Annotated in this window: 11 protein-coding genes; 8 read left to right on the forward strand and 3 right to left on the reverse strand. The window is 66.0% G+C overall.

Annotated elements, in window-relative coordinates; translation table 11 throughout:
* Positions 1 to 67 precede the first annotated feature (67 nt).
* The gene (locus tag QX073_RS02585; protein WP_316225272.1) at positions 68 to 991 is read left to right on the forward strand and encodes a glyoxylate/hydroxypyruvate reductase A; all 924 of its coding nucleotides are present in this window, start codon (positions 68 to 70) and stop codon (positions 989 to 991) included.
* Positions 992 to 1012: 21 nt separating this feature from the next.
* On the opposite strand, the gene QX073_RS02590 is transcribed toward QX073_RS02585, so the two are convergent.
* Both QX073_RS02590 and QX073_RS02595 read right to left on the reverse strand, forming a co-directional pair.
* Positions 1013 to 2287, reverse strand: a complete 1275-nt coding sequence (locus QX073_RS02590) for an FAD-binding oxidoreductase (RefSeq protein WP_315714621.1) — start codon at positions 2285 to 2287, stop codon at positions 1013 to 1015.
* Positions 2288 to 2301: 14 nt separating this feature from the next.
* Entirely contained in the window at positions 2302 to 2970 is a 669-nt protein-coding gene (locus QX073_RS02595; protein WP_316225273.1) for a haloacid dehalogenase type II, read from the reverse strand.
* 169 nt (positions 2971 to 3139) lie between these two features.
* Between QX073_RS02595 and QX073_RS02600 the strand changes: the two genes are divergently transcribed.
* From QX073_RS02600 to QX073_RS02630, 7 genes are all read left to right on the forward strand, one after another.
* Positions 3140 to 3982: a GNAT family N-acetyltransferase gene (locus tag QX073_RS02600; RefSeq protein ID WP_316225585.1), complete on the forward strand. Its 843-nt coding sequence runs from the start codon at positions 3140 to 3142 to the stop codon at positions 3980 to 3982.
* A 13-nt stretch (positions 3983 to 3995) separates the two neighbouring features.
* The gene (locus QX073_RS02605) at positions 3996 to 5372 is read left to right on the forward strand and encodes an aspartate aminotransferase family protein (RefSeq protein WP_316225274.1); all 1377 of its coding nucleotides are present in this window, start codon (positions 3996 to 3998) and stop codon (positions 5370 to 5372) included.
* A gap of 156 nt (positions 5373 to 5528) precedes the next feature.
* Complete coding sequence (locus QX073_RS02610; RefSeq protein ID WP_316204147.1) at positions 5529 to 6248, forward strand: HAD-IA family hydrolase; 720 nt, start codon at positions 5529 to 5531, stop codon at positions 6246 to 6248.
* Positions 6249 to 6298: 50 nt separating this feature from the next.
* On the forward strand, positions 6299 to 7906 hold the full coding sequence (locus QX073_RS02615) for an ABC transporter substrate-binding protein (RefSeq protein WP_316225275.1): 1608 nt from the start codon (positions 6299 to 6301) through the stop codon (positions 7904 to 7906).
* 82 nt (positions 7907 to 7988) lie between these two features.
* Positions 7989 to 8939, forward strand: coding sequence for an ABC transporter permease (locus tag QX073_RS02620; protein WP_316225276.1), 951 nt, complete (start codon positions 7989 to 7991; stop codon positions 8937 to 8939).
* Positions 8936 to 9790: an ABC transporter permease gene (locus QX073_RS02625; protein WP_316225277.1), complete on the forward strand. Its 855-nt coding sequence runs from the start codon at positions 8936 to 8938 to the stop codon at positions 9788 to 9790. The genes QX073_RS02620 and QX073_RS02625 overlap by 4 nt, the downstream gene beginning before the upstream one ends.
* Positions 9791 to 11443, forward strand: a complete 1653-nt coding sequence (locus QX073_RS02630; protein WP_316225278.1) for an ABC transporter ATP-binding protein — start codon at positions 9791 to 9793, stop codon at positions 11441 to 11443.
* Positions 11444 to 11451: 8 nt separating this feature from the next.
* On the opposite strand, the gene QX073_RS02635 is transcribed toward QX073_RS02630, so the two are convergent.
* Complete coding sequence (locus QX073_RS02635; RefSeq protein WP_008962239.1) at positions 11452 to 11928, reverse strand: Lrp/AsnC family transcriptional regulator; 477 nt, start codon at positions 11926 to 11928, stop codon at positions 11452 to 11454.
* Positions 11929 to 11963: the final 35 nt, after the last annotated feature.

Genomic DNA, 11963 nt, shown 5'->3' on the forward strand with positions numbered 1-11963 from the left:
CGTAACGCAGGCCGCGACCGCCATGATCGGAGGCGCGACGAGCCAGATCGGCCGCTGGGATGACCGCATGACCTTCCTGTTCAACTCCGATGGCACGCGCGGCGCGATCTTTCGCGAGGTGCTTGCGCGTGAGATTCCGGATCTTCCGTTCGAAATCGATCCGGCGCAGGTCGATGCCGATGAAGTCCGCTACATGATCACCTGGCTGGTGCCGCCGGACCTCGGCGCCTATCGCAATATCGAGATCCTGTTCTCGATCGGCGCCGGCATCGATCAGTTCAGCGCCGCGTCGGTGCCGGCGAGCGTCAAGATCGTCCGCATGGTCGAGGACGGCATCGTGAGGATGATGCAGGAATACGTGACACTGGCCGTGCTGGCGCTGCACCGGAATTGGACCGTCTATTTCGATCAGCAGCGGCAGCAGCTCTGGCGCGCTATCCCGCAGCCGCAGGCACATGTGCGGCGCATCGGCGTGCTCGGCCTCGGGCTGCTCGGCCGCGCGGTGCTGGAGCGGCTCAAGCCGTTCGGCTTTCCGCTCTCGGGCTGGAGCCGCAGCCGGCACGCGATCGACGGCGTGACTACGTACCATGGCGCCGACGGCCTCGATGCGCTGCTCGCGGTGACGGACATCTTGGTCTGCCTGCTGCCGCTGACGGAGGAGACGCGCGGCCTGCTCAATGCCGAACTGCTCGCCAAGCTCCCGCGAGGCGCTTCGCTGGTGCAGACCGGCCGCGGCGCGCAGCTCGACCAGGCGGCGTTGCTCGGAGCACTTGACTCCGGGCATCTCGCGGGCGCCGTGCTTGATGTGACCGATCCCGAGCCGCTGCCGACGGATCACCCGTTGTGGCGGCATCCGCGCGTCCTGATCACGCCGCATGTCGCCAGCGTCACGCAGCCGGAAACAGCGGCGCTCGCGGTCGCCGCGAACATCAAGCGACACCGCGCCGGGCTCGATCCGGTCGGCCTCGTCGACCGCAGCCGCGGCTACTGATCGCGGTCGCGCCGTCACGGCTCAGCGGATCCAGTCCAGGGTCTTGTAATACGCGCCGACGAACGGCAGGAACCAGGGCTTGCCGTAATGGCCTGGCACGACCGGCCAGCCGGCGTCCTTCATCGGATTGCGGTCGGGCCGGCCGAGCATCGCATCGGCCATGATCATGCCGAGATGGGTCGAGAGCTGCGCGCCGTGACCCGAATAGCCCATCGCGTACCACAGCCCGCCCTGGCGACCGGCGCGCGGATAACGGTCGGCGGTCATGTCGACGAGGCCGCCCCAGCAATAGTCGATGTCGATGCCGGCAAGCTGCGGGAACATCCGCTCCATCGCCGCGCGCAGGATCGCGCCGCTCCTCGCATCGGACTGCTGATCCGATGTCGCCGAGAAGCGCGCGCGGCCGCCGAAGATCAGGCGATTGTCCGGCGACAGGCGGAAGTAGTTGCCGATGTTCATGGAGGTGACGTAGGTGCGGTGGCCCGGCAGCACCGAGGCCGCCTCGGCCTCCGTCAGCGGCCGCGTCGCGATGATGAAGCTGCCGACGGCAATGATGCGGCGGCGGAAATAGCTGAAGCTCGCCGGCGTGGTGGCGCCGGTGGCGAGCAGCACCTGCTCGGCGCTCACCGTCCCCTTGGCCGTGGTGAGGCGAAAGTGCTTGGTGTCCTGCACCCGTTCAGTGACGGCGGCTTGCTCGACAATGACGGCGCCGCGGCGGCTCGCGGCAGAGGCGAGGCCCGCGGCGAAGCAGCCCATGTGCATCATCGCGCTCTTCTTGAACAGCATGCCGCCGTGAAAGGGCGAGCCGATCTCGGATTTCAGCTCGGCCGGCGAGAGCAGCGCCGTGTCGGGATCGACCTCGCGGTGGATCGCCTCGAAGTTCGTCGCGATCCCCGCGAAATGGCCAGGCTTGGATGCCAGCTTGAGCTTGCCGGAGCGGCGGAAACCGCAAGCGATGTCTTCTTCCGCAATCAGGCGCTCGAGCGTGTCGATCGACTCGTCGAACGCTTTGTAGAGCGCGATCGCGCGCCGGGTGCCGAGCTCGGCCTTCGCGGCCGGATAGCTGTGCGCCAGCCCGTTGTTGAGATGCCCGCCATTGCGTCCCGACGCGCCCGAGCCGACCTGATCGGCTTCGAGCACGATCACCTTGGCGCCGGCCTTGGCGAGCTGCAGTGCCGCGCCGAGCCCGGTGAAGCCGCCGCCGATCACCGCGACGTCGTAACGCCCCTCCACGGGCCCGCTATGGCCGCCGGCAAATGCGGTCGCCGTGTCGCGCCAGTAGGAGACATATTTCATCGCGGGCACTCTGCTTACAGGCCGAACACGCCGGGCAGCTCGGAAATGGTCTTGATCTCGGTGTAGCCGTAATAGGGATTGGCCGGCTCGTGGCCGCGGTTGACCCAGACCTTGTTGGTGATGCCGAGATCGTGCGCGGTCATCAGGTCGTAGCGGAATGAGGAGGAGCAGTGCGTGATGTCCTCGGGGCCGCAGCCGAGCACGTCGAACATGTATTCGAAGGCGCGCATCCGCGGTTTGTAGGCCTGCGCCTGTTCCGCCGTGAACACGGCATGGAACGGCGCGCCGAGCCTGACGACGTTCGAGGGGATCTGCACGTTCATGGCGTTGGAGAGGATGACCAGCGGGATCTCCTTGGCCACCTTGGCGAGACCCGCCGGTACGTCCGGATGTGGACCCCAGGTCGGCACGCGCTGATACACCATCTCGGCATCCTCGGGCTTGAAGGGGATGCCGATCTTGCGGCAGCTGCGCGCCAGGGCGTTGCTGACGACCTCGGCATAGGGCTTCCACGCGCCGAGGACTTCATCGAGGCGGTAGGCCGAGAAGACCTTCACGAACTCCGTCATCGCCGACTCGGAGAGCTGTGCGCTGTAGAGATCGCGTGCGGCCTCGGCCATCTCGAAATTGATCAGCGTGCCGTGGCAGTCGAAGGTCACGTATTTCGGGCGAAAGCGGCTCATGGATCCTCATGCCGGTCGTGGTCTCGACGTCCGATGATAGGCCGCCCCGCCAGCATAAGATGCGGCTTTGCCCCGGTTCGGCGGCGGAAGATGTTGTCGGCATCATCGCCTTCAGACGATCTGCCGGGGGCCGCTCGCCCAGACTCCGGTGCAGATGGGAGTGCATGACATGACGTCCGACGCCGCGAGCTTCAGAGCTTTCAGCGGGGAGCACCTGGATGCAGCGACGCGGCTGTCGCAGCAGGTCCGCTGGCCGCATCGTCGCGAGGACTGGCAGATGGCGCTTGCGCTGAGCAATGGCTGCGTGGCGGTCGCGGCGGACGGTCGCGTGATCGGCACCGTGCTGATGACGCCGTATGGCCAGGATGCCGGGACCATCAACATGGTCATTGTCGACGAGGCGGAGCGGGGGAAGGGGCTCGGACGGTGCCTGATGCAGCAGGCGATGGCGCTCGCCGGTGAGCGGCGGTTGCAGCTCGTCGCGACAGAAGATGGACTGCAGCTCTATGAGAAGCTCGGCTTCCGCCGCGGCGGTGAGATCGTGCAGCATCAGGGACATCTCGCGGAAGCTGTCGCGCAGCCCGACGCCGTGCGTGCGGCCACGCCCGACGACATCGCCGTCATCACGGCACTCGACATCGCGGCCTTTGGCGCGGATCGCCGCGACCTGATAGCCCATATCGCATCCATCGGAGAGTTCGCGGTGTTGGAGCGCCAGGGCCGTGCGGCGGGGTTCGCCGCGCTGCGTCACTTCGGCCGCGGTCTCGTGATTGGCCCCGTGGTCGCTTTCAGTAGCGAGGACGCCAAGTCGCTCGTCGCGCATTTCCTCGCTGGGCGACAGGGCAAGTTCATCCGCGTCGACACCGGCAGCGAGACGGGACTCGCACCATGGCTGGGCGGCTTGGGCCTCGATCATGTCGGCGGCGGCATCGTCATGCTTAGGCCGGCCGCTGGTCACACGAGGCGGCGCGCCCCGACATCATTTGCCTTGGCCAGCCAGGCGTTCGGCTGAACCGGAGATCATCATGCTCAGCAACTCGCTCATCGAACTCGATCGCGCCCATCTGGTGCATCCGGTCGCGTCCTATCGCGGACACGAGGCCGCCGGCGCGCGGGTCCTGAAATCCGCCAAGGGTGCGATCGTGACCGATGCCTCGGGCCATCAACTGGTCGACGGCTTCGCCGGGCTGTGGTGCGTCAATGCCGGCTATGGCCATGAGAGCATCGTCGAGGCGGCGGCGCGGCAGATGCGCGAGCTGCCTTATGCCACCGGCTATTTCAGCCTCGCCTCGGAGCCGGCCATCCGGCTCGCGGCCGCGCTCGCCGAGCGCGCGCCGGGTGATCTCAACCACGTCTATTTCACGCTTGGCGGCTCGGACGCCGTCGACAGCACGGTCCGCTTCATCCATTACTATTGGCACGCGAGGGGGCAGCCGCAGCGCGATCAGTTCATCACGCTGCAGCAGGGCTATCACGGCTCGTCGACGGTCGGTGCAGGACTCACGGCGCTGCCGGCCTTCCACGCCAATTTCGGCGTGCCACTGAACTGGCAGCACAAGATCCCGTCGCACTATTCGTACCGCAACCCCGTTGGCAGTGATCCCGACGCCGTCATCGCGTCCTCGCTCGCGGCCCTCGAAGCCAAGATCGCCGAGGTCGGCGGTCCCGAACGGGTGGCCGCGTTCTATGCCGAGCCGATCCAGGGCTCGGGCGGCGTGCTGGTGCCGCCGGACGGCTGGATGAAGGCGATGCGCGAGCGCTGCCGGCAGCACGGCATCCTGTTCGTCGCCGACGAGGTGATCACCGGCTTCGGTCGTACCGGACCGCTGTTCGCCTGCACAGATGACGACATCGCCCCGGACTTCATGACCGTCGCGAAGGGTCTGACCTCCGGCTACGTCCCAATGGGCGCGGTGCTGATGTCCGATCATGTCTATGGCGTTATTGCCGATGGCGCAGGTTCTTCGGCCGTGGGGCACGGCTATACCTATTCGGCGCATCCGGTGAGCGCGGCGGTCGGCCTTGCCGTGCTTGGTCTCTATGAGAATGGCCTGCTGGAGAATGGCCGGCGGGCGGGTGCGCGGCTGATGGCGGGCCTGCGCGCGCTGCAGGACCATCCGTTGGTGGGCGAGGTGCGCGGCCGTGGCCTGCTGGCGGCCATCGAGCTCGTGATCGACAAGGAGAAGAAGACGCCGCTGCCGGCGAGCGCCGAGCCGTCGCGCCGCATCTTCGATCGCGCCTGGGCCAACGGCCTCGTCATCCGTGCCTTCCCGACAGGGGTGCTCGGCTACGCGCCGCCGCTGTGCTGCAGCGACGCGGACATCGATGCCATCCTCGAACGCACCGCACGGACGCTGGATCAGACCCTGGCCGATCCGGACGTCCGCGAGGCCATGGCGTGAAGGTGGGCACGGGCATATCGGTGCGTGTGCAGCAGGGCCGATATGTCGGCGGCTCCTCCTATTCGCAATTTTCTGCCGTCGGGTCCTCGCAATTCGGAAGTTTTCGCCGGAACCCGGCTTCACACTAGGACCGATGACGCGGAAGGGCCTCACAGAATGACCAAGCTCGATCTTGCTCAATTCGGGTACCTGACCTTCGACGTGGTCGGCACGCTGATCGACTTCGAAAGCGGGATCGTCTCGAGCCTCGGTGAGATCGCGGCGGAAGCAAACAAGGCAATCGACGGTGAGCAGGCGCTGAGCCTGTACCGCGCGGCACGCTACGCGGCGGACGCCGACCGCTTTCCGGATGATCTCGTCCGGGTCTATGACATCATCGCACCACAACTCGATCTGCCCAGGCAGACCGCGCTCGGCGAGCGCTTCCGCGACTCCGCCGCACGCTGGAAGGCCTTCCCGGACAGCGCCGCCGCCATGGCGCGTCTCGCCCGGCGCTACAAGCTGATCGCGATGACCAATGCGCGGCGCTGGGCACTGGATCATTTCGAGCGCGAGCTGGGCTCGCCGTTCTACGCGAGCTTCACGGTCGACGACACCGGGACGGAGAAGCCGGATCCCGCCTTCTTCACTCAGGTGTTCGATTTCATCGAACGTGACGGCGGCTCGACGTCACAGATCCTGCATGTGGCGCAGAGCCAGTATCACGACATCGGCATCTCCCGGCAGCTCGGCGTCATCAATTGCTGGATCGAGCGGCGCCACGACAAGCAGGGCTATGGCGGCACCATCGCGCCGGCGTCCTTCACCAAGCCGGATTTCCACTTCCATTCGATGGCCGAGCTGGCCGACGCGGTGGACCAGGTGCCTGCCAAATGATGTGCGACTGACGATTTTCATTCTGCCGGATCGAACAGGGGACGGATGACATGAGCAAAGGGATCACCAACTGGACTCCGAGTGACGATGTGCTGGTCGAGGCGGCAATCCGGCGCGGCGCCTCGCGCCGGGATCTCCTGAAGATGATGCTCGCCAATGGCGTCGCGCTCGCTTCCGGCAGCACCATCCTCGGTCGCGTCGAGCGCGCATTCGCGGCCACGCCGAAGAAGGGCGGCTCGATCAAGGCCGCGGGCTGGTCCACCTCGACGGCCGACACGCTCGATCCGGCCAAGGCGTCGTTCTCGACCGACTATGTGCGCTGCTGCTCGTTCTACAATCGGCTCACCACGCTCGATAAGAGCGGCGCGGCGCAGATGGAGCTCGCCGAATCCGTCGAGTCCCAGGATGCGCAGACTTGGACCGTGAAGCTCAAGAAGGGCGTCACCTTCCACGACGGCAAGCTGCTGACGGCCGACGACGTCGTGTTCTCGCTGAAGCGGCATCTCGACAAGGCGACAGGCTCCAAGGTCGCCAAGATCGCGGCGCAGATGACCGGCTTCAAGGCGGTCGACAAGACCACCGTCGAGATCACGCTGGCGAGCCCGAACGCCGACCTGCCGATGATCCTGGCGCTGCATCACTTCATGATCGTCGCCGACGGCACCACCGATTTCTCCAAGGGCAACGGCACCGGCGCCTTCGTCCGCGAGGCCTTCGAGCCGGGCGTCCGCTCCATCGGCGTGCGCAACAAGAACTATTTCAAGGACGGCCCCTATCTCGATCAGATCGAGTTCATCGCGATCACCGAGGAGAATGCGCGTGTCAACGCGCTGCTCTCGGGCGACATCCAGCTCGCCGCCAGCATCAACCCGCGCTCGCTCCGGCTGATCGAGGGCAAGGAGGGGATTGCTCTGTCGAAATCGACGACCGGCAACTACACTGACCTCAACATTCGCCTCGACATGGCGCCGGGCAACAAGAAGGACTTCATCGATGGCATGAAGCACCTCGTCAACCGCGAGCAGATCGTCAAGTCGGTGCTGCGTGGCTTCGGCGTCGTCGGCAACGACCAGCCGGTTTCTCCGGCGAATTTCTTCCACAACCCCGACCTCAAGCCGAAGCCGTTCGATCCGGACAAGGCGAAATCGCTGTTCCAGAAGGCCGGCGTGCTCGGCACGTCGATCCCGGTCGTGACCTCGGAAGCGGCGAACTCGGCGATCGAGATGGCCATGGTGATCCAGGCCTCGGCGGCGGCGATCGGCCTGACGCTGGACGTGCAGCGCGTTCCCTCGGACGGCTATTGGGACAATTACTGGCTGAAGGCGCCGGTCCATTTCGGCAACATCAATCCGCGCCCGACGCCGGACATCCTGTTCTCGCTGCTCTATGCCTCCGAGGCGCCGTGGAACGAGAGCCGCTTCAAGTCCGAGAAGTTCGACAAGATGATGCTCGAGGCGCGCGGCCTGCTCGACCAGGCCAGGCGCAAGCAGATGTATGCCGAGATGCAGGCGATGATCGCGGAGGAGGCGGGCACCATCATTCCGGCCTACATCTCCAATATCGATGCCACCTCGTCGAGGCTGAAGGGCTTGGAGCCGAGCCCGCTCGGCGGCATGATGGGATATGCCTTCGCCGAATATGTCTGGCTCGATTCGTGAATGCTGTCTGAGTCGCGTGGCGCCGGTCACTCGGGTCGGCGCCACGATGACCATGATCTGATCAGGCTCGCGGACCCAAAGTTTGAAACATCGGATCGCATCCCTCATCCTGGCCCGGCTGGCGATCGCGCTGGTCACCGCGGTCATTGTCTCATTCGCCGTCTTCTTCGCCACCGCGATGCTGCCGGGCGACACCGCGACCATCCTGCTCGGCCAGGCCGCGACCCCCGAGGCGGTCGAGGGGCTGCGCAAGGCGATGCATCTCGATGATCCCGCCATTTTCCGTTTCCTGCGCTGGCTGGCCGGCGTCGTGCAGGGCGATCTCGGCGTGTCATATGCCAACAACATGCCAGTCGCGAAGCTGATCGGCGGGCGCCTCGTCAACACCCTCAAGCTCGCTGGCCTCACCGCGACCGTCGCGGTGCCGCTGGCGCTGACGCTCGGCATCACCGCGGCGATGCTGCGCAACACGCTGTATGATCGCTGTCTGACCATCGCCGTCATCGGCATCGTGTCGGTGCCGGAGTTCATGATCGCGACCCTAGCCGTGCTCGTCTTCGCCGTCTATCTCAACTGGCTGCCGGCGGTGTCCTTCACCAGCGAGATCCGCACCGCGTATGATTTCGCCCGCGCCTATGCGATGCCGGTCGTCACCCTCACCATAGTGATCTCGGCGCAGATGATCCGGATGAGCCGGGCGGCCGTGATCGAGACCTTGAACACGCCCTATGTCGAGATGGCGCTCTTGAAGGGCGCCTCGCGCGGCCGTCTGGTGCTCCGCCATGCGCTGCCCAATGCGCTCGGCCCGATCGTGAATGCGGTGGCCTTGTCATTGTCCTATCTCCTGGGTGGCGTCATCATCATCGAGACCGTCTTCAACTATCCCGGCATCGCCAAGCTGATGGTCGACGCGGTGTCGACCCGCGACCTGCCGCTGATCCAGAGCTGCGCCATCATCTTCTGCTTCGGCTTCCTGCTGCTGACCACCACAGCCGACATCATCGCCATCCTGTCCAATCCGAGGCTGCGATGACGAGCGCCGCGCCCTCCGCCTCGCGGCGCCCGCGCTTCGGCTACCGCATCAACGCTGTCGGCGTGACCGGGGCGCTGATCGTGGCGTTCTGGATCGTGGTGGCGTTCGCCGCGCCCTCCATCATCCCGCATCCGATCGGCGACATCGTCGACGCCGATTATTTCGGCCCGATGAGCCGGGAGCTGTGGCTCGGCTCCGACTATCTCGGCCGCGACATGACCTCGCGCATCCTGATGGGCGCGCGCTATACGCTCGGTATCTCCGTGGCCTCCGTCATCATCGCCGGCGTGTCGGGCGTCACGCTCGGCATGATCGCGGCGATCACCGGCGGGGTCGTCGACATGGTGCTGAGCCGGCTGCTCGACGCGCTGAGCTCGATTCCGAGCAAGCTGTTCAGCCTCGTCGTCGTCGCCGCGGTGGGCTCGTCGATCCCGGTGCTGATCCTGACCATGGCAGTGATCTACATTCCCGGCGCCTACCGCTTCGCCCGCGCGCTCGCGGTCAACATCAACACCATGGATTTCGTCACGGTGGCCCGGATCCGCGGCGAGAGCCTGTTCTATTTGATCCGCGCCGAGATCCTGCCCAATATCATCGGGCCGGTGCTGGTCGATCTTGGCTTGCGCTTCGTGTTCATCGTGCTGCTGCTGTCCGGAATGTCCTTTCTCGGCCTGGGCGTGCGGCCGCCTTATGCCGATTGGGGCGCGCTGGTGCGCGAGAACATCGGCGGGCTGCCCTATGCCGCGCCGGCCGTGATCTTCCCGTCGCTGGCGATCGCAAGCCTCACCATCGCCGTCAATCTCCTGATCGACAATCTGCCGACCAAGATCCGCGACCGGGAGGCGTCGTAGATGACTAGCCTGGTGCAAATCCGCGATCTTCGCGTCGAGGCGACCACCGATTCCGACCGCACCATCGAGATCATCAGGGGCGTCGATCTCGACATCGCCGAAGGCGAGATCGTCGCGCTGATCGGCGAGAGCGGCTCCGGCAAGACCACCATCGCGATGAGCCTGATGGGCTATGCGCGGGCCGGCTGCCAGATCGTCGGCGGCTCGGTCACGGTCGATGGCGTCGACATGGTGACACTCTCGGAGAAGGACAAGGCGGCCGTGCGCGGCGCCAAGATCGCCTATGTGCCGCAGAGCGCCGCCGCGGCGTTCAATCCGGCAATCCGCATCATGGATCAGGTCATCGAGGTCGTGCGCATCCACGGCGTGATGCCGGTGGAGGAGGCGCGCAGCAAGGCCGCGGCGCTGTTCCGTGCGCTGTCGCTGCCCAACCCCGACACGATCGGCGAGCGCTATCCGCACCAGGTGTCCGGCGGCCAGCTGCAGCGGCTCGCCGCGGCGATGGCGCTGATCGCGAGCCCGAAGGTGCTGATCTTCGACGAGCCGACCACGGCGCTCGACGTCACCACCCAGGTCGAGGTGCTGCGCGCGTTCAAGTCGGTGATCTCGGCGCATCGCATCGCCGGCATCTACGTGTCGCATGATCTCGCCGTCGTCGCCCAGATCGCCGACCGCATCGTCGTGCTGCGCAACGGCGAGGTGCAGGAGAGCGGGACGACCGCCGACATTCTCGAGCGCGCGCAGCACCCCTATACGCGCCAGCTGCTCGCCGCCATCGCGCCGCATCATGAACCGCGAGCGGAGGCGTCCGTGGCGGCCGAGGCATTGCTCGAAGTGCACGAGGTGTCGGTCGGCTACGGTCCGCGGCGCTCGGACGGCCTGCCCGCGATCGTGGCCGTCGAGAACGTCAGCCTGCGCGTCGCGCGCGGACGCAATCTCGGCATCATCGGCGAATCCGGCTGCGGCAAGTCGACGCTCGCCCGCGCCATCGCCGGCATCCTGCCGCCGTTTGCGGGCGGCGTCGTGTTCGACGGCCGCGAGCTCGGGCGCAGCGCGCGCAGCCGCGATGCGGACCAGCTCCGCCAGGTGCAGATCGTGTTCCAGCATGCCGACACGGCGCTGAACCCGGCGCATACGGTCGAGGACATTCTGGGGCGGCCGCTGACATTCTATCACGGCATGCCGCGCCAGCACCGCAGCGCCCGCATCGATCAGCTGCTCGACATGGTGAAGCTGCCCCAGAGCTTGCGGCTGCGCCGTCCGGGCGAGCTCTCGGGGGGACAGAAGCAGCGCGTCAACTTCGCCCGCGCGCTGGCCGCCGATCCCAAGCTCATCATCTGCGACGAGATCACCTCCGCGCTCGACACCGTCGTCGCCGCGGCGGTCATCGATCTGCTCAAGGAGCTGCAGCGCGAGCTCGATCTCGCTTATGTCTTCATCAGCCACGATCTGTCGGTGGTCGAGGCGATCTGCGACGATATCGTCGTGATGTATCGCGGCCGCAAGATCGAGCAAATCACGCCCGAGGCCATGGCGCGGCCGGAGCATCCCTACACGAAGCTCCTGCTGTCGTCGGTGCCGAAGCTCGATCCCGCCTGGCTCGACAATCTGCGCCAGGATCCCGAGCAGGTCCGCGAATACTGCCAGCGCTGACCGCGCGGCTACATCTGGAACAGGCTGGTCAGCGGCAGATAGGGCTTGACGATCGGCGACTTCAGCACGACGAAGCTGAAGTACTTCTCGATTCCGATGTCCATGTCGGTCAGCCGCTCCATGATGGTCTGGTACTCGCCGATCCCCGCGGTGACGAACTTCATCATGTAGTCGTAGCCGCCGGAGACGAGGTGGCACTCGATCAGCTGGTCGATCTTCTCGACCGCGGCGAGAAAGCGGGCGAAGTCGATCTGGCGGTGGTTCTTCAGGGTGACCTCGGTGAACACGGTCAATGTCTGGCCGAGCTTGGAGACGCAGATCTGCGCCGAGTAGCCCTCGATATAGCCTTCCGCCTGCAGCTTCTTCACCCGCATCAGGCAGGGGCTCGGTGACAGATTGACCAGCTCGGCCAGCTCCACATTGGTGACGCGGCCGTTCTTCTGCAGTTCATGCAGGATCTTGATGTCGATGCGATCGAGCTTCATGAAGCCGGGTCCCGTGTGGCGCGAGGTCGGGTCCC

Origin of the sequence: Bradyrhizobium sp. SZCCHNS3052 (genome assembly GCF_032484495.1) — a bacterium.
GTDB lineage: Bacteria > Pseudomonadota > Alphaproteobacteria > Rhizobiales > Xanthobacteraceae > Bradyrhizobium.

What these genes read in the sequence shown, in the direction of transcription:
- QX073_RS02600 (WP_316225585.1), top strand. Translation starts at nt 3,140, where the DNA reads ATGACGTCCGACGCCGCGAGCTTCAGAGCTTTCAGCGGGGAGCACCTG.
- QX073_RS02595 (WP_316225273.1), bottom strand. Translation starts at nt 2,970, where the DNA reads ATGAGCCGCTTTCGCCCGAAATACGTGACCTTCGACTGCCACGGCACG.
- QX073_RS02625 (WP_316225277.1), top strand. Translation starts at nt 8,936, where the DNA reads ATGACGAGCGCCGCGCCCTCCGCCTCGCGGCGCCCGCGCTTCGGCTAC.
- QX073_RS02630 (WP_316225278.1), top strand. Translation starts at nt 9,791, where the DNA reads ATGACTAGCCTGGTGCAAATCCGCGATCTTCGCGTCGAGGCGACCACC.
- QX073_RS02635 (WP_008962239.1), bottom strand. Translation starts at nt 11,928, where the DNA reads ATGAAGCTCGATCGCATCGACATCAAGATCCTGCATGAACTGCAGAAG.
- QX073_RS02590 (WP_315714621.1), bottom strand. Translation starts at nt 2,287, where the DNA reads ATGAAATATGTCTCCTACTGGCGCGACACGGCGACCGCATTTGCCGGC.
- QX073_RS02585 (WP_316225272.1), top strand. Translation starts at nt 68, where the DNA reads ATGACCTTCCTGTTCAACTCCGATGGCACGCGCGGCGCGATCTTTCGC.
- QX073_RS02615 (WP_316225275.1), top strand. Translation starts at nt 6,299, where the DNA reads ATGAGCAAAGGGATCACCAACTGGACTCCGAGTGACGATGTGCTGGTC.
- QX073_RS02610 (WP_316204147.1), top strand. Translation starts at nt 5,529, where the DNA reads ATGACCAAGCTCGATCTTGCTCAATTCGGGTACCTGACCTTCGACGTG.
- QX073_RS02605 (WP_316225274.1), top strand. Translation starts at nt 3,996, where the DNA reads ATGCTCAGCAACTCGCTCATCGAACTCGATCGCGCCCATCTGGTGCAT.